This window comes from Streptomyces murinus (genome assembly GCF_002154555.1).
Lineage (GTDB): Bacteria > Actinomycetota > Actinomycetes > Streptomycetales > Streptomycetaceae > Streptomyces > Streptomyces murinus.
In genome coordinates, this window is sequence record NZ_MUNF01000625.1 from 1 (window position 1) to 17,513 (window position 17,513).

The window sequence follows — 17,513 nt, forward strand, 5'->3', positions numbered from 1 at the left end:
ACGGGTCCGGCCGGCTGAGCGGCGAGGAGACCGGCAGCGTCGGCGGGGGCGGCGGCCCCGGCGGCGGCGCGGGCGGCGGGATGTGGGGGGAGACCGGCTGGAGCCGGATGTTCGACTCCGAGATCGGCGGCCAGATCTCCTGGCTGCTGCCCGCCGCGCTGATCCTGCTGGTCGCGGGGCTGGTGGCGACCCGGCGGTACCGGCGTACCTCGGTCACCCGGGGCGCGCTCCTGGTCTGGGGCGGCTCCCTGGTGACCACCATGGTGGTCTTCAGCTACATGGCGGGCATCTTCCACCAGTACTACACCGTGGCCCTCGCCCCCTATCTGGCCGCCGTCATCGGCATGGGCGCCGGGCTGCTGTGGGAGCGGCGCGGGCAGGTGTGGGCGGCGCTCGTGCTCGCCGCCTCCGTGGTGGCGGCCGCGGCCTGGGGCTATGTGCTGCTGCACCGCACCCCGGCCTATCTGCCCTGGCTGAAGTGGCTGGTTCTGATCGGCGGCCTGGTGGCGGCCCTCGGCCTGATCTTCGCCGGGCGCCTCATCCGGCCCCTCGCCCTCGCGGCGGCGGCCCTCGCCCTGGTCGCCGCGCTGGCCGGGCCGACCGCCTACACCCTGAGCACGGTGGACTCCGCGCACGAGGGCTCCATCCCGACGGCGGGCCCGGCGGGCGCGAGCATGATGGGCTTCGGCGGCGGCCGGGGACCGGGCGGTGGCGGCCGGACCGGCGGCGCCCGGGGCGGCTTCGGCGGCGGACGCATGCCCGGCCAGCAGAACCAGCAGGGCCAGCAGGGACAGCAAGGCCGGCAGGGCATGCCCGGCGGCGGTCAGGGCATGCCGGGTGGGCGGAACGGGAACGGATTCCCGGGCCTCGGCGGCGACTTCGCCGGTGGCTTCCCGGGCGGCGCCCGCGAGGGCGCGGGCGGGGCCGGCGGCATGGGCGGCCTGCTGAACGGCGCGAACGTCGGCTCGGCGGCCAAGGCGCTGCTGGAGAAGGATGCGTCCCGTTACACCTGGGTCGCCGCCTCCATCGGCTCGCAGAACGCGGCCAGCTACCAACTCGCCACCGGTGACCCGGTGATGGCGATCGGCGGCTTCAACGGCACCGACCCGTCCCCGACGCTCGCCCAGTTCAAGAAGTACGTGGCCGACGGCCGGATCCACTACTTCATCGACGGCGGCGGCATGGGCGGCGGCACGGGCCAGGGCGGAGAGGGCGCCGGGCGCGGTGGCGCCGGCGGCACCGGCTCGCAGATCAGCTCCTGGGTCCAGAGCAATTTCAAGAAGGTGACCGTGGGCTCGGCCACCTTCTACGACCTCACCCAGCACACAGGAAACTGAGAGGAATCGGCGGAGCGGGCCGCGCCTAAGAGCCGGGGGATATGGGTAACGGCTCAGGGATGCGGGCCCGCGCCCCCGCGCCGGCCGACCCCTGGCCTCCCGGGCAGTGACCTCGATGGGCTCCGACTGACCGGAAACAGAGGAAGGTGCGCCGGTGGCGAAGACGGCGGGGCGGACGGCGCGGGACAGTGTGTGGCTCCAGGAGAAGCCCCGGCGCGGCGGCCGCGGCGGACAGCCCTCCGGCCTCGACCGGGAGCGGATCACCGCCGCATCCGTGCGCCTCCTGGATGCCGAGGGCCTCGCCAAGTTCTCCATGCGCCGCCTCGCCGGCGAGCTGAACGTCAGCGCGATGTCCCTGTACTGGTACGTCGACACCAAGGACGACCTGCTCGAACTCGCCCTGGACGCGGCCTACGGCGAACTGCGCCTGCCCGCCGAGGACGACGCGGCCGACTGGCGGGAGCCGCTGCGGGCGCTGGCCGCCGAGTACCGGAGCCTGCTGGTGCGCCACCCCTGGCTGTCCCGGCTGGCCGGCCAGTACCTGAACATCGGCCCCCACTCGCTGGACTTCTCCCGCAGTGTGCAGCGCACCCTCGGCCGCTCCGGGCTGCCCGCGCACCGGGTGATGGGCGCGATCTCGGCCGTCTTCCAGTTCGTGTACGGCTTCGGCACGAAGGAGGCCCAGTTCATGGGCCGGATCGCGGACTCCGGGCTGACCCCGGACGACTACTACCAGCAGGCCAGGAACTCGGTACGGGAGGACCCGCACACCGCGGACTTCGTCCAGGAGTCCCGGCAGATCATGGAGGCCCGCGACCGGGGCACGGTCGCCGAGCTGATGGACCGTGACTTCGCCTTCGCCCTGGACCTGCTGATCGCGGGCATCGAGGCGATGGTCGAACGGGGCTGAGCCCGCTCCGGCTCGGCAGGTGCCGAAGCCCCTGCCGAACTGTCACTCCCCGCCGACCAGCCGCGCCGGGAACCCCCCGGTCGCCACCGGCCCCCAGCGCTCCGGCGTCACCCGGATGATCGACTTGCCCTGCTTGCGCATGGCCGCCCGGTACTCGTCCCAGTCGGGGTGCTCACCGGCGATGTTCCGGTAGTACTCGACCAGCGGCTCCACCGAGTCCGGGGTGTCGACGACCTCGGCGGTGCCGTCGACCTGCACCCAGGGGCCGTTCCAGTCGTCGCTGAGCACCAGCAGGCTCACCCGCGGATCGCGCTTGGCGTTGCGGGTCTTGGCCCGCTCCGGGTAGGTCGAGACCACGATCCGGCCCGAGTCGTCCACCCCGCAGGTCAGCGGGGAGGCCTGCGGTGAGCCGTCGGCGCGGCGGGTGATCAGCAGCGCCCGGTGGCGGGGTCGTACGAAGTCCAGCAGCTCGTCCAGGGAGACACGGGTGTTCGTCGCGATGTTGGGTGCCATGGCCGCAGCCTAGAACGCTCCCGGCCGCCGCGAGCGGCACCGGAGGAAGGTCACTTCACCGCAATGGAGCAGCTAAAGTTCTTCTGTCCTGTGCTCGCAGTCGGGAATGTGCTGCGGAGCTCTCCTGCGCATGGCCGTACGGTCATGTCATCCGAGAGGTTCGTGGTGGCCGCGTCCGACTTTTCCGTGCCCGACTCCCCCTCGTACGACTTCGCCGCGTACGACGTCGTCGAGGCGACCCGTTCCCCGGGCGCCCTCGACCTGGCCGAGGCCCTGACGGCGGCCGCCCGTGAGCTGCACGAGAGCGCCTCCCCCGGCGCCGCCCTCGACACCGCGGTCCGGCTCGCGGTGCATCTGCTGCCCGGCGCCGAACACGCCGGGGTCTGCGAGATCGAGCGGGGGGAGAGCCGGCGCACGGTCGCCTGGAGCCATGACATCGTGCGCGCGGCCGGCACCCCCGACCTGCCGCACTGGGAACGCCTGTGGGACGCGCCGGTGGTGCGGGTGGCGGACAGCGGCGGCGCGGACGGCGAACCGCAGGAGCTGCGCTCGGTGCTGTCGATGCGGCTGCGCGCCGACCGGCGCCGGCTGACGGTGCTCACCGCCTACTCCCGGGAGCCCGGCGCCTTCGACGAGGCGGCGGCCCGGCTCGGCCGGCTGTTCACCGCGCATGTGAGCCTCGCCCTGAACTCCGTGACGGTACGCGAGCAGTTGACCGCGGCCATGCACACCCGGGACCTGATCGGACAGGCCACCGGCATCCTGATGGAACGCCTGGACATCGACGCCCAGGCCGCCTTCGAGAGCCTGGTGCGCGCCTCCCAGCGGGAGAACGTCAAGCTCCGCGACCTGGCCCGGCGCATCGTGGGCGCGACGGACAACTAGGGGCTGTTTGAGGTTCGGATCATGTTGTTGACGTGATGCTTCAGCCACATGATCGATCCGCGGAGGTGGAGTCCTGCCAGGTAGTTCTCGGGGGATTTGTCGTAGCGGGTGGCGAGTCCGCGCCAGGTCTTGATCTTCTGGAAACAGCGTTCCACGGTATTGCGCTGCCGGTACCGGTACGGGTCGAAGGTGATGGGCCGGCCACCGGCCGAGCCTTTCCTGCGCCGGTTGGCGGCCTGGTCGGTCTTCTCCGGGATGACGGCGGTGATCCCGCGTCCGCGCAGGTAGGCGCGGTTGGACCGGGAGGAATAGGCCCTGTCGGCTGCCACCGCGCGCGGTCGGGTGCGTGGCCGGCCGAGCGGGCCGGGGACCCGGAGCCGGTCGAGGACCGCCCGGAACTGCGGGCAGTCCGCGGCCTGGCCGGGAGTCAGGACGAACACCAGCGGCAGTCCCGCCGCGTCGACCGCGGCGTGCACTTTGCTGCTCAGCCCGCCTCTGGACCGGCCGAGTCCGGCCGCTTCCGCCCGTGCCCGCCGCCGCCGCGTCTCAGCACGGCCGCTGCCCGCCTCCTGTGTGGTGCCCGCACCTGGCGGGGCATGCGGTGCAGCACCCGCAGGACCGGCCCCTGCTCCGGCAGCGGAACCCCCTTTTCCTCGGTCAGTGCCTGCTCCAGGGCGTCCAGGGTCTCCCCGGCGACCGCCAGTCCGGCCGATTCGTGATGAGCCCGCACGATGGTGGAGTCCACGCTGACCAGTTCCAGCCCGACCCGCCCGCGCGCCGCCGCCTCGGCGATCAGAGCGTCCATCAGTGCCTGGAACACCCCGGCCTTCGACCAGGCGTTGAACCTCGAGTACACCGTCGACCAGGGCCCGTAGCGCTCCGGGACGTCACGCCAGCCGCAGCCGGTGCGAAACCTCCACAACACCCCGTTGAACTGATCCCGCACCCGCCGGGGCAGCGGACCCGTCGCCGCCACCGGCAGACGCGGCTCGATCAACTCCCACTCGGCATCCGTCACATCGAAACGCGCCACACCCGAGTTCTACCAGCCCGGACCAGCACACCATCGAGCCTCACGAAGATCCAAACCCCAAACAGCCCCTAGGAGTTACTCCATCCGGTCGTGCTGGAATACGAGTCCAGCAGGTCCACCACGAAGATCAGGGTCGAGCCCGCCGGGATCAACGGCGAGGGCGACTGATTGCCGTAGCCGAGACGCGGGGGAACGATGATCTCGCGCCGGCCGCCGACCCGCATCCCCCGCACTCCCCGGTCCCAGCCCTTGATGACCTTGCCGCCGCCCAGGGCGAACTTGTACGGCTGGCCCCGGTCCCAGGAGGCGTCGAACTCCTTCCCGGACTCGAAGGTCACCCCGACGTAGTGGACCCTGACCACCATGCCCGGCTTGACCTCGGCACCGTCCCCGACCACCAGGTCACGGACGGTCAGCTCGGTGGGAGCGTCACCCTCAGGGACGTCGACCTCGGGCTTCGTCGGTTCGCTCATCGGGGCCTCATCACCTTTCGTCGGAAGCCCTCGCACGGGCCGGCCGAACACAGAACACATGGCCACTCCATGCGGCAGATGGTCACGTTACCGAGCCGGCCCGGGGCCATTGGGACGGACGTGCCCGATGCGGTGGACGCGGTGGTGCGGAGCGGCTCGTTCCCTCGGCGATCGGACCGTTCAAGATGCGCGCCCCCTGGTACGGATGAGTCCATGGGCATGGCAGGGCCCCGGCGTCCGCCGGACCGTGCCGTCACCTTCGGAACACCGCAGGAGGGCTGTCATGGCCAGTACCCCGGACAAGACACTCAACGGCAAGGTCGCCTTCGTCGGCGGCGCGTCCCGCAATCTCGGCGGGCTGATCAGCACGACCCTCGGCGCCGAGGGCGCCCTGGTCGCGGTGCACTACAACAGCGAGTCCTCCCGGGCCAAGGCCGAGGACGTCGTCGCGCAGATCAACAAGGGTGCGGGCGAGGCCTTCGCCGTCCAGGCCGACCTGACGAAGGTCGCCGAGGTGGAGCGGGTCTTCGAAGCGGTCCTGGACCGGTTCGGCAAGCTCGACTACAGCATCAACACCGCCGGCATGGTGCTGAAGAAACCGCTCACCGAGATCACCGAGGAGGAGTACGACCGCATGTTCGCGGTCAACTCCAAGGCCGCGTTCTTCGTGATGCGCGAGGCGGCCCGCCGGATGGACGACGGCGGGAAGATCATCACGATCGTCACCTCGCTGCTCGCCGCGTACACCGGCCTGTACTCCGTCTACGCGGGCAGCAAGGCCCCGGTCGAGCACTTCACCCGCGCCCTGTCGAAGGAGCTGTTCGGCCGGAACATCTCGGTCAACAACATCGCTCCCGGCCCGATGGACACCTCGTTCTTCTACCCCGCCGAGGACGACGACTCCGTCGCCTACCACAAGTCCTCCGCGATGAACGGCGAGCTCACCAAGATCGACGACATCGTGCCGTGGGTCCGCCATCTGCTGACCGACGGATGGTGGGCCAACGGGCAGACGCTCTTCCTCAACGGCGGATACACCACCCGCTGACCCCGTTCCGGGCACGACGGCCGCCCGGCCTGATCCAAACGAAAGACCCTGGCTAGGGCTGGGGAGCGGACACCGGGCGCAGGCGCACCGGCAGGGTCATGTGCCCGTTGCTGATCAAGGTCGGCAGCGGGCGCAGTTTCTCGGCGGGTACCGCGAGCCGGACCTCGGGGAAGCGCGCGAACAGCCGGCGCAGGGCGGTGGCGACTTCGAGGCGGGCGAGCGGGGCGCCGAGGCAGAAGTGGACGCCATGGCCGAACGCCAGGTGCTCCTTGGTGGTCCGGGTGGCGTCGAAGAGATCGGCGTCCGCACCGTGCCAGTCCGGATGGCGGTTGGCGGCGGCGTAGGAGGCGAGGATGGCTTCCCCCGCCCGGATCGTCCTCCCGTCGGGCAGCGGGATGTCCTGGAGCGCGAAGCGCATGGGTAAGTGCTTGATCGCCGACTCGTGGCGCAGGGCCTCCTCGACCACGTCCTCCCAGCCGCACCGGCCGGCGTCGACGTGGGCCAGCTGCGCCGGGTCGGTCAGCAGGGACGTGACGGCGTGGTCGATGACGTTGACGGTCGTCTCGTACCCGGCGCTGACCATCAGGACGAGGGTGTCGCGCAGTTCGGCGTCCGTCAGGGAACCGCCGTCGCCCTCCTCGTCACGGGTGGCGATCAGCAGCGAGGTCATGTCGTCGCCGGGTGCGGCACGCTTCGCCGCGATCAGCTCGTCGAACAGCCGGTAGAGGCCGGCCGTGTTCGCCGTGGCCTCCTCGGCGGACAGGGTGGTGGCGAACACCCGGTCCACCACCGTACGGAGCCCGCTCGACCGGGCGGCGGAGAGGCCCATCATCCGGCCGATGACCGCGATCGGCAGCGGATAGGCCAACCGCTCGCGCAGGTCCACCACTTCGCCGGCCGGGAGGGCTTCCAGCTCGTCGAGGATTCCGGTGACGACGGACTCCACGACGGGGGTCAGGGCGGCGACACGGCGGGCCGAGAAGGCCGGGGCGATCAGTCGGCGCAGCCTGCGGTGATCGCTGCCGTAGGCGGTGAACATGCTCTCGACCGCCACCCAGAGAGCGAGTGGCCAGGTGGGGACGGTGGCGGCGAAGGCCGGCCAGTGCGCTCGCGCGTCCTTGGAGACGGTGGCGCGGGTCAGAAGCTCCTTCAGGAGGTCGGGGTCGGAGACGGACCACGCGGTCACCCCGAGAACGTCCACGGGCGTGGCCGCGCCACGGGCGTACAGCGCCCGGTGCTCGGCGTGATGGTCGGAACCGGCGGGGTCGAGGACGAGAGGCTGCTCTTCGGTCACGGCCAGGGCTCCTTCGACGGGAGTCGGGAAGGACGGGAGGGCGGTGCGGGAACGGGACCGGCGCCCTTGCGCCCAGGTGGACGTCGCGGGTCCCGTGGTCGCCGGCTCGCTTGTCAGCGGACCGCGGCGAGGGGCGATCCGTCGCCGGCCAGGGGGGGCGGGGACGGTGCCGTCGCGGGCATGGGCCCGGAACCCGGACCCGAACACGGAACCCGCGCACGGGCACGGACCCAGGCACGGGCACGGAACCGGATCAGGGCACGGAACCGGGCTCGGTGGGGTCGGCAAAGGCGGCGAGGGCCATGCGCCGCGATGATCGCCCCGCACCGGCTTCACCACAGGCTTCACCACCGGCTTGAAGCGTTCGGTGCGCGACCGGGGCCGGTCGGCCGCGTTCCCCCGCCCCGCCGAGTACGCCGACCGGCTTGGGTGAGTCCGTCGTCCGTGAGCGGGTTCAGGAGTGCCATGTCCGAACGCCTCCCTGGCAAGGTGTCACGCACCGCGTGCCGCAGGGGAGGCGAAGTCCGGCTTTCCCCCCGGCAGCCGGCCGTGCGAGCAGGATAGACCTCGCATATCGGGTCAAGGGGCCGTGGCCGAGGAAGATACGCCGGAAGGCCCCCTCGGCATCCGTTACCGCGAGTACGGCCCCCACTCCGTCCTCGTAAGGGGTGTGACGGGAGCTTCTCGCCGGGGACGCCGGTGCTCCCCGGACGTCAGCCCTCGCGCCCGGGGAGCATCGCCAGCGCCCGGGAACGCTGGGCCACGAGGTCGTCGTACGTGCCCTCGCGCTCGGCCCAGCGGTGCATCAGGACGCCCTTCACGAGGATCTCGTCGGGAGTGGGGTCCGCCGAGAGCAGTTCCATGACCTCGCAGGTGAAGGCGTCCAGCGGCAGCGCGTGCGGGTTCACCTTCTCCTGGCCCGCCGTGGCGACCGCCGGGGGGACGAGTTCCACGACGCCGACACCGGTGCCGGCGAGCTGTGCGCGCAGCGCCTCGGAGTAGGCGTGCACCGCGGCCTTCGAGGCGGCGTAGCTGGGCATGGGCGGGAAGGGCAGGAAGGCGATGCCGGAGGTGACGGTGACGAAGGTGCCGGCGCCGCGCCCGACCAGATGCGGGGTGAAGGCGTCGATCACCCGGATGGTGCCGAGCAGGTTGGTGTCGATCGTGGCCCGGGCCGCCTCGAAGTGCGCCGGGTCGCGCAGGTCCTCCATGAGCATGACGCCCGACATGGTCACCACCGTGTCCAGCCCGGGGTAGCGGGCAAGTACGGTGTTACGGGCGGCGGCGACGGAGGAACCGTCGGTGACATCCACCTCGAAGGTGCCGAAACCCTCCTCGGCCAGTTCCGCGAGCGCCCGGGAGTTACGGCCGCCGACGGCCACGGTGCTGCCCGCCGCGGCGAACCGCCGGGCCAGCTCCCGCCCGATGCCCGAGGTGCCGCCGACGACGAGAACAGTGCGGTGGGAGAGATCCATGGGATCTTCCTTTCTGCTCGGATCTTCTCTGCTGAGATCTTCGGGAAAAGGTGCTCCCTCAGTCTTGGCGGCGTCCGCCGCCCGTGGCAGGGCCCCCGTTCTCCCTGGTCCTGCCAGGACCCCCGCTGGGACACGCGCCCCGCATTACGGTGACCGTATGAAAGACGAGGAATCCGGCAACCGGCTCGGCGCCTATCTGCGCGCCCGGCGTGAGCTGGTCTCCCCGGCGCAGGCGGGACTCCCGCCCGGCGGCAACCGCCGGGTACCCGGGCTGCGCCGCGAGGAGGTCGCCCTGCTCGCCGGAATCAGCCCCGACTACTACCTGCGCCTGGAGCGCGGCCGCGACAAGAACCCCTCACCGCAGGTCCTCGAATCGCTCGCGCGGGTCCTGCGGCTCGACGACATCGAGCGGACGTATCTGCTCGGCCTCTCCGCCGCACGCCCCAGGGCACCGCGCCGCAGGCGTTCCGAGCATGTACCGGCACGGGTGCACGAGTTGCTCGCCCATCTCCAGATCCCGGCGTTCGTGGAGGGCCGTGCGTTCGACGTCCTGGCCGCCAACTCGATGGCCGTCGCGCTCTCCCCGCGTCTGACGCCCGGTCAGAACCGGCTGCGCTCCCTCCTCCTCGACCCCGAGGAACAGGCCTTCCACCAGGACTGGACGAAGGCCACCGCCGACTTCGTCGCCGCACTGCGCACCACCATCGGGGACGACACCGACGACCCCCGATTCGTCGAACTCGTCGGTGAACTCGCCCTGTCCAGCCAGCGGTTCCGCACCCTGTGGGCCCGGCACGACGTCCGGAGCCTGGACGGCGGCACGACGACCGTGCACCACCCCGTCGTCGGTGAACTGCGGCTGCACCGAGACAAGCTCCCCGTGGAGGACGTCATCCTCGTCGTCTACTACCCGGACAGGAACAGCGACAGCGACGAGAAGCTACGGCTCCTCGCGGCACTGACGCCGACCGATGCACCCGGCGGTGCGGAACCGGCACCTGAGGGATCACCGGGCGCCGAACGCCGCGTACCCCCGAGGCCCGAGGGGTAGAGGACGGAGGTGAGGGGACCGGGGGAAGCGGGGCTGGACGCGGCGCGGGTCGCCGAGGTGCTGGTGGCAGGGCCGCCGGGGCGGCGCGGGTCCGGGTACCGGGTCGGGGCCGGGCATGTGCTGACGGCCGCCCATGTCGTCGCGGGGGCGAGCGCCGTACGGGTACGGTTCGACGCCGACCGGCCGGGGGAGTGGAGCGCCCCCGCACGGGTCGTGCTCTCGGCCGCGGCCGCCGATGTCGCGCTGCTGGAGATCGCGGACGTACCGACGGACCGCACCGGTGTCGAACCGCCGCGCTATGCCGCCGTACCCGACGCGGACGTGGTGCTGCCCTTCAGCGCGATGGGCTTCCCGCGGTTCAAGCTCCGCGAGAGCGGGGGCGGGGATGCAGCTGGGGACACGCCCGGCCGCTACCGGGACTCCTGCCATGTCACCGGCACCGTCTCGGTCCTGTCCAACCGCCGCGAGGGCACCCTGGAACTGGCGGTCGCCGCCCCGCCCGCCGACCCCGAGCCGCACCGCTCTCCCTGGGAGGGCATGTCCGGCGCGCTCGTGTGGTGCGGCGGCGCGGTGATCGGCCTGGTGAGCGCCCACCACCGGGCCGACGGCCTGGGCAGACTCGCGGCCGGGCGGGTGGAGCGGTGGTACGAGTCGCTCACGGCCGCCGAGTCGGAGTGCTTGCGGCGCTGGGCCGGTCTGCCGTCACGCACCGCGCTCGGCCTCGCCGACGGCGTCGAGGGGCGACGCCCGGCCGTCGGTCTGGCGGGGCTGCCGTCCGATCTCCCGCTGCGCGAACTTGCGGAGCTGGTCGACGCGTTGACCGCCGTACCGGCACTGCGCGGCGGCAACGGCATGGGACTCGTGCTGGACAGCATCAGCGACCGGATAGCGGCCAACAGTCCCCGTGATCCCCGGCTGCGGATGGATGTCTACGGCATCGTGCGCACCTGTCTGCGCTATCCCGGCACGCTCGATCAACTCCTGGAGGCGGTACGTCTGTTGGAAGGACCCTCGCCCGAAGTGGACCGGGTGGACGGCGCGGCGGCCCGGCTCGCCCGCTTTCGCGGCTGACTCGATCTCGCGGCGCCGAAAGGCCGCAGGGTTGCGGGGCGTGCGGTGCTGGGTCATGCTGGTCGAGGCACTGATAGTGCATAACTGGTAGATACGGGAGGGGACTTGGCAGCCTTGGAGCATCCGGTGCCTGCCGTCGAGTCCGGTCTCGTCGATCTCTCGGGAATCTCCCTCGAAGCACTGCGCTCCCTGGACGACCGGACCTTCACCGAGTCCCTGGAGCAGCTGCTGCACCACATCGACGGGCCGCAGGCCATCACGGTGTCATACAGCCCGCCCCGCTTGGACTGAGCGACGAGGTGATCAGCAGGGTGCTATGGGGGACACGTGGCTGCTGATGCCACGACGACGGGGGAACAACCGCCGTACCACCGGCTCTCGGCAGTCGGCCTCAGAGATCTCGCACACGGCGAGGGTGATGGTGCGGTCATAGCGGAACTGCTGCGCGCGGAGCGCAGTCGTCGGCTTCTGCTGCTGTGGGCGCTGCGCAACGAAGTCTTCGGGATGGGCGCGGACCTGGACGGCTCGGATCTCTTCGCCCAGGGTTGGGACTTACTGGAACGCGCCCAGTTCCACGCTCCGGAGGTGTGCGAAGAGCTGCTGATGTCCCCGAATACCGGTATGTGGGTGTCGCTCGCGGTGCGTCGAGTCAGGGGACGGGCCTACGAGGACGCGCCGCACTGGGTGGTCATGGGGCATCTGGCCGCGCTCGCGGCCGCCGCCGCGGCACGGGCCGGGCTGGAGTTCGACATCACCGTTCCCGTGCGTCGCGGCCTGGTGCCGCTGCCCACACTGGGCTGCGCGGTCCTCGCGGACCCTGAGCCGTGGGGCACCGCCCGGGTCACGGGGCACGACGGCCGGTTGCGGATCACCGGCGTGGGCGGCGAGGTGGCGGTCCCCGTCGACCCGGCCCGGCGAGAGCGTGACTGGTTACCGGTGCGCCGGATGACGCTGGGGGCCGCGGACCGGGCGAAACCCCTGGTGCTTGAGGAACTGGACCCCTACCGCACGTTTCCCCACCCGAGCGGGCCGAACGTGCTGTCCCCGACGGAGGCGTCGTACTGGGAGTCGTCGCTCACCGAGGCCTGGGAGGTGCTGCTGCGCGACGACCCGGAGACTGCCGAGGCGATGCGCCAAGGCCTCATATCGGTGGCACCGGCCCCCGTGAGAGAAAGGTTTCGGCCGCATAGCAGTACGGCCGGCGATGCGTTCGGCGGTGTCACCGCGTCCCGCCCGGACGACGTCGCCCAACTCGCCGCGACCCTCGTGCACGAGTTCCAGCACACCAAGCTGGGCGGGCTGATGCACCTGGAGCCGCTCTGTGAGGAGACGCCGGACCCTGCGCCGCCCGAAGCCCTGTTCTATGCCCCTTGGCGCGACGATCCCCGGCCACTCGGCGGATTGCTCCAAGGCATATACGCCTTCCTCGGCGTGACCCGATTCTGGCGTGCCCACCGGCATATGGCCGACCCGGCTTACGCCCCCCTCGCCCACTTCGAGTTCGCGCTCTGGCGTACCCAGGTGTGGGTCACGTTGAACGCCATCCGCGGACACGGGCGGCTGACCTCGCTCGGGCTGTACGTCGTCGAGCGCCTCACCGAACGCTGTGCGGCCTGGATGGCCGACGAGGTTCCCACGACACCGCTGCGGCTGGCCCATGATGCCGCGGCCGACCATCATGCCCGCTGGCGTGCCCACCACCTGCGCCCACCGGCGAAAGCCGTCGAGGAATCGGTCCGAGCCTGGCGGCAGGGCGCCCCTCGTCCGCCATCGGTCCTCGCGGCCGAGCCCCTACTGGTTCCCGAGCCCGAGGTCCGCTTCTCGGACAGCACCGCGGTCCTTGCCCGGTACCTCCTCAGCGACCCCGACGGAGCCTGGCGGCGCCCCGGGGGTGTGGACGGCGCCGATATGGCCGAGGTGCGGCTGCTCTGCGGTGAACACGACGAAGCCCGTGCCGCGTATACGGCCCGATTGTCGAGCGAAGAGGCACCCGCCTCTGCCTGGTCGGGACTCGGCCGCGCCCTCGCCTCCGATCCGGCCCAGCAGGCTGCTTCCGGTCTCCTCCTCCACTATCCCGAGCGCGCCCGCGCCGTACAGGACGCCATAGCGAGGACGACCGGCCGCCGCGCGGACCCTGTTCGGCTGGCGGCCTGGCTGGGGGCGTGAGGCTCAGGAGCAAACGCACCGGGTGCGGCTATGTGGGGTTCTGCCGCACCCCGGTGCCCCCGCTCCGCGTCACAGCGGCAGTGGATCGATGTCGCAGTTGGCCCGCTCCCGTTCCCGGAACTGCACCGTCGCCGGGTGCCGGGTCCCCGAATCCGTCTGGAGGCGAGGGGCGTCCAGGACGCGCTCCATGCGGGTCAGAGTGTCCTCCCGCAGAGGCCCGCACTCAGCGTCCGCGCCGGTCGCGAGGAGGTCCAGGGACAGGTTGGCGGCGCAGGCAAGGGTGGTCGGGTGGTCCTCGCCGAAGGAGGTCCGGCACAGAGCAAGTGTCTCCTCGCCGCGTCGCCGTGCCTCTTCGTACCGGCCCAGGGCGGCCAGGTCGCTGGCCAGGTTGATGGCGCAGACGAGCGCCTGGGGGTGCCCCACTCCGAGCCGGTTGGTGAGCGAGGTGAGCGCCGCCTCGTCCAGGCGCCGCGCCTCCTCGGGCAGACCAAGCAGCCGCAGGGTGACGGCGAGGTCGACATCCGCGGACAGAACATGCGGGTGGCGGGGGTCGTAGATCTGCCGATACCCCTCGCAGGCCTTGACGCCCCGCGTCCGCGCCGCCTGGAGGTCGCCGTTCTGCCGTAGCGCCACGGCAAGGGCCAGCGCGGAAGCCAGGGACTGCGGGTGGGTCTCGCCGTAACGGCGGGTGAACTGGGCGTGCGCCTCGGTGGCCAACTCCAGCGACCGGGCATGGTCGCCCGCCTTGCGGGACGCCTCGCTGAGCTGGCGTTTGGCCTCCACCGTGGCGGGGTTGTTTCGACCGAAAACGTTCTCGTAGGCGCTGAGCACGGTCTCTTGAAGGGCGAGCGCTCCGACGTAGTCCCCCGTCTCACGAGTGTCGATGGCCACGTGGTGCTCGGAGTGGAGGGTCCGCCGGTCCTCTCGGCCGTACAGCCGCAGTTTCAGATCCAGGGTGCGCCGGTCGAGTTCGAGCGCTCCATTGAAGTCCCCGACCAGACGCAGGCTCACACAGAGGTTGTGCGCGATGTTGAGTGTCGTCGGGTCGTCCTCGCCGAAGGCCCGGTGCGCCCGTTCGTACGCGATCCGGTCCAGCTCCGCTCCGGTGGCGAACCTGCCCTCCACCCGGCGTACGGCCGCCTCCAGTTGCAGTGCGTCGAGCGCGTCCTCACGGTTGTCCTCTCCGTCCGCCGGCGCGGTGCGCTCGTACACCTCCCTCAGGTGGCTCACCAGCCGCGCAGCGTCGTCGAACCGGCCCACCACCCAGTACATGAAGCACAGCCACTGACCCATCAGAAGGGTCTGCTGGTCCTCCTCCCCGAAGATGTCCAGCCAGGACTTCCACGCCTGCTCGGAGAAGTCGAGCGACACCTCGTGATCGCCCCACCAGTACAGGTATTTGGCGATGTTGCTCACCAACTGCCGTACCCAGGGCTGGTCGGACCTGATCGCACCGGCGGCGATGACGTGACTGTACAGCTCCGCGTAACGAGGCCAACTCGCGGGATCGACCGGTGCCTTGGGGTCGGCGGCAGCCAGCAGCGTATGCGCCCCGTGCCGCATCCTCGCCTGTTCCTCCGGCGACATACGGTTGTTGAGGACCAGCTGCACCAGGCGGTGCATCTCGATGGAGTTCGTACGGTGGTCGATCCGCGCCAGCGAGTACCGGTTGACCTCTCTTATGGCGCGGGCGAGCCGCATCGGGTCGTTCAGGGCGGCGTCCAGCTCGGGGAAGATGCTGCTGTTGCCGAGGCCGGAGAAGATGGAGCGGGAGATCGGGTCGGGCGCGAAGTAGGAGCACAGCTGAAGCAGCCGCAGGGCCGCGGGGCTGCGGGTCTCCAGGTGGTCCAGGGACACGTTCCAGGCGGCGGCGACGGGGAGTTGGTAGTCCGGCGGCGGTGCCACCTCCAGCAGCTCCATGCGCTTGTTCTCGAACAGCCGCAGATACTCGGACGCCGGCATCCCGGTCTCGGCCCGCCAGGCCGCGGCCTGTTCGAGGGCCAGCGGCAGATCGCCCAGCGCCTCGGCCAGCGCGTCGGCCTCCTCCTCGCGCAGCGGCGGCCCGGAACGGCGCAGCAGCTCCTTGCTCTCCTCCCGGGTGAACACATCCACTTCGAGGGAGCCGCCCACCTGCCCCCAGCGGCGGTTGCGGGAGGTGACGAGGATGGTGCCGTGGCCGCCCTGCGGGAAGTAGTGGCGCACCTGTTCGGGGTTGTCGGCGTTGTCGAAGATGAGCAGCCAGCGGGAGTACGGCCGGCCCTCCCGCAGCGCCTCGCGGACCGCCGGGCCCGCGATGTTGGCCTCGGTGGTGGTCACCAGGCCCAGCCGCTGGGCCAGTTCCACCAGCGCCTGGCCGATCTGTCCGGGCCGCTCGGAAGGGATCCACCACACGATGTCGTACTCGGACTGGTGCCGGTAGGCGTACTCGATCGCCAGCTGGGTCTTGCCGACGCCGCCCATGCCATGGATCGCCTCCGGCAGCACCGTGGTGGTGCCCTCCCGCAGCCGCTGGTCGAGCAGCTCCAGCAGCTCGTCGCGCCCGGTGAAGTTGGGGTTGCGCGGCGGCAGGTTCCCCCAGACGCGCGGCTGCGTGGTGCGCTCTCCCTCCGCGGTTTCCTGAGGCGGTGTCGGCATCGATGAGGCTCCTTCGGAAACGGTCCGGGATTGCGGCCCGGCGGCGGGCCCGTCCGCGTCGGAGACCGAGGCGGCCGGCGCGGATCCCGTGGATGTGCGGCGCGTCTTTTCCAGGGTGAACTTCTCCAGGCTGACCGCGTAGCGCCGATCGTGCCAGCTCAGCACCTTGGCCAGCATCGCGGCGCGCTGGTCGTAGCGCCCGGACAGGGCGCGCAGCGCGGTCAGCTCCACCCGGAGGAAGACGATGTTGCGGCTGTTGACGCCGGGCATCGCCAGCGTGTCCAGCGGTTCGTCGGGAGCGGGCAGCAGGGAACGGGTCGCCTCGTCCCCGGCCAATAACCCCCGGACGTCGTACAGCACCCGGGCGGTCGCGCTGCGGCGGCCCAGTGCCAGCAGTTCCTCGCGGACATCGGGCGCGAAGTCGAACACCACGTCCGTCGGGCCGTCACCGCGCGCCGGTACGGGCCGTACCAGACCGCTCATCAGCAGCTCGGAGACATGCACCGGGCCCGCGTCCGGGGTGGCGGCGACGAGTACCCGGATGACGGGCAGGCTCAGCGGCGCGGCGGCCAGACGGGTCGCCAGGGTGAACGCCGTCGGGCTGGCCGCGGCCCGGAAATCGGAGACGCGTTCGGCGGCGGGCACCGGGCTGTGCGGGTCGGGCACGTCCTGCGCCCAGGGCAGCGCACGCGCCGCGTCGGGCCTGCTCTTCCACTCCCGTGCCTGTACGGCGGCCAGATCCAGCCACTCGGGCTCGGCCCCGGACACCAGCCGGAGCAGCACGGCCGCCCATCGCTCGGCCAGCGCCAGCACCGGTACGACGACGGGGGCGGCCGCCTCCGCCTCCGCGTCCTGTCCCTCGTCGTCCCGCGAACCGGCCGGAGCCTCGCGCTCGGCCCAGCTCCAGGCGCTGTTGGCCGCCCAGGGGCGCGGGGAGCGGATCCGCACCCGGTACACGTCCAGCCCGGTGCGGAACCACAGGTGCGGGGGCAGCAGATGGGCCACCGCGACCGGCTGCGCGCGCCCCCATGCGCGCAGCAGCGGATGCACGGTGCCCAGGCGCCAGCCGGTGGCGATGCCGTCGGTCAGTACCAGGACCACCCGGCGGGCGCCCGCGTCGGGCGCGCCCAGCGGCTCCTCGGTGCGGGCCTGCGCGGGGTCCGTCTCGTCGGTGCCCAGCAGCCGTACCACCCGCACCCGGGTGAACCGCCCGGCCCGCTCCAGCTCTTCGACCAGATCGCCCTGGACGGCTCCGTCCCACACCCGCATCGTGGGATGCGCATCGACGACGAGCACCGCCTCCACGGGATGCGGCCCGCCCTCCCGGCCGAGCCGGCTCAGCACACGGGCGGCCTCCCGGCGGGCCCGCGCGGCCTTGGCCGGTCGCTGTTCGTCGTCATCGTGCATGGGTGCTCTCAAAGCGCCGTAGTGACGGTGAGAGTGCGGTGGAGTCCCGCAGACTCCAGGCATGCGTGACATCCACGCACCAAGCCTCGCAGCGTGGGCACCCCCGAAGCAAGGACGCACGGAAGCACGCGGACGGTGTACGCCACAGCACGGCGGAAGCAGGGTGGCGGACATGGAACGGACGCGGACCGGTGGAATCACGCCGGTGCATGCCGG

At 71.5% G+C, this 17,513-nt stretch carries 13 protein-coding genes and 1 pseudogene; 8 read left to right on the forward strand and 6 right to left on the reverse strand.

The annotated features are described in order from the left end of the window. The coding region (locus CCN72_RS31460) for a mannosyltransferase YkcB-related protein (protein WP_483027287.1) at window positions 1-1,337 on the forward strand (1,337 nt) is incomplete at its 5' end. A gap of 154 nt (window positions 1,338-1,491) precedes the next feature. Continuing rightward, entirely contained in the window at window positions 1,492-2,247 is a 756-nt protein-coding gene (locus CCN72_RS31465) for a TetR/AcrR family transcriptional regulator (protein WP_086811526.1), read from the forward strand. 42 nt (window positions 2,248-2,289) lie between these two features. On the opposite strand, the gene CCN72_RS31470 is transcribed toward CCN72_RS31465, so the two are convergent. Continuing rightward, the gene (locus CCN72_RS31470) at window positions 2,290-2,760 is read right to left on the reverse strand and encodes a PPOX class F420-dependent oxidoreductase (RefSeq protein ID WP_086811528.1); all 471 of its coding nucleotides are present in this window, start codon (window positions 2,758-2,760) and stop codon (window positions 2,290-2,292) included. A 144-nt stretch (window positions 2,761-2,904) separates the two neighbouring features. Here CCN72_RS31470 and CCN72_RS31475 point away from each other — a divergent pair, with 144 nt between their 5' ends. Continuing rightward, window positions 2,905-3,645: a GAF and ANTAR domain-containing protein gene (locus CCN72_RS31475; RefSeq protein ID WP_086811529.1), complete on the forward strand. Its 741-nt coding sequence runs from the start codon at window positions 2,905-2,907 to the stop codon at window positions 3,643-3,645. On the opposite strand, the pseudogene CCN72_RS31480 reads toward CCN72_RS31475, so the two are convergent. Next, window positions 3,642-4,678: pseudogene (locus CCN72_RS31480) on the reverse strand (IS5 family transposase). The gene CCN72_RS31475 and the pseudogene CCN72_RS31480 sit on opposite strands and share 4 nt — an antisense overlap. Before the next feature lie 68 nt (window positions 4,679-4,746). After that, the gene (locus CCN72_RS31485; RefSeq protein WP_086811531.1) at window positions 4,747-5,151 is read right to left on the reverse strand and encodes an FKBP-type peptidyl-prolyl cis-trans isomerase; all 405 of its coding nucleotides are present in this window, start codon (window positions 5,149-5,151) and stop codon (window positions 4,747-4,749) included. A 283-nt stretch (window positions 5,152-5,434) separates the two neighbouring features. Here CCN72_RS31485 and CCN72_RS31490 point away from each other — a divergent pair, with 283 nt between their 5' ends. Next, window positions 5,435-6,199, forward strand: a complete 765-nt coding sequence (locus CCN72_RS31490) for an SDR family oxidoreductase (RefSeq protein ID WP_086811533.1) — start codon at window positions 5,435-5,437, stop codon at window positions 6,197-6,199. 52 nt (window positions 6,200-6,251) lie between these two features. Here CCN72_RS31490 and CCN72_RS31495 read toward each other — a convergent pair whose 3' ends face one another. Together CCN72_RS31495 and CCN72_RS31500 are read right to left on the reverse strand one after the other, a co-directional pair. Next, the gene (locus CCN72_RS31495; protein ID WP_086811535.1) at window positions 6,252-7,493 is read right to left on the reverse strand and encodes a cytochrome P450 family protein; all 1,242 of its coding nucleotides are present in this window, start codon (window positions 7,491-7,493) and stop codon (window positions 6,252-6,254) included. A 713-nt stretch (window positions 7,494-8,206) separates the two neighbouring features. Further along, entirely contained in the window at window positions 8,207-8,968 is a 762-nt protein-coding gene (locus CCN72_RS31500; RefSeq protein WP_086811537.1) for an SDR family oxidoreductase, read from the reverse strand. A gap of 157 nt (window positions 8,969-9,125) precedes the next feature. Between CCN72_RS31500 and CCN72_RS31505 the strand changes: the two genes are divergently transcribed. The 4 genes from CCN72_RS31505 (at window position 9,126) to CCN72_RS31515 (ending at window position 13,256) form a co-directional block, all read left to right on the forward strand. Next, window positions 9,126-10,019, forward strand: a complete 894-nt coding sequence (locus CCN72_RS31505) for a helix-turn-helix transcriptional regulator (protein ID WP_244174571.1) — start codon at window positions 9,126-9,128, stop codon at window positions 10,017-10,019. 9 nt (window positions 10,020-10,028) lie between these two features. Beyond that, window positions 10,029-11,090 (forward strand): effector-associated domain 2-containing protein, encoded by a 1,062-nt coding sequence (locus tag CCN72_RS31510; RefSeq protein WP_086811539.1) that lies wholly within the window; start codon window positions 10,029-10,031, stop codon window positions 11,088-11,090. 126 nt (window positions 11,091-11,216) lie between these two features. Continuing rightward, the gene (locus CCN72_RS39280; RefSeq protein WP_158101443.1) at window positions 11,217-11,381 is read left to right on the forward strand and encodes a hypothetical protein; all 165 of its coding nucleotides are present in this window, start codon (window positions 11,217-11,219) and stop codon (window positions 11,379-11,381) included. Between the two features lie 36 nt (window positions 11,382-11,417). Next, window positions 11,418-13,256 carry an HEXXH motif domain-containing protein gene (locus CCN72_RS31515; RefSeq protein WP_086811541.1) on the forward strand — a complete coding sequence of 613 codons (1,839 nt, stop codon included), beginning with the start codon at window positions 11,418-11,420 and terminating at the stop codon, window positions 13,254-13,256. A 69-nt stretch (window positions 13,257-13,325) separates the two neighbouring features. Here the strand turns inward: CCN72_RS31515 and fxsT are convergent, their stop codons facing one another. Next, window positions 13,326-17,297 (reverse strand): FxSxx-COOH system tetratricopeptide repeat protein, encoded by a 3,972-nt coding sequence (gene fxsT / locus CCN72_RS31520; protein ID WP_086811543.1) that lies wholly within the window; start codon window positions 17,295-17,297, stop codon window positions 13,326-13,328. Window positions 17,298-17,513 lie beyond the last annotated feature (216 nt).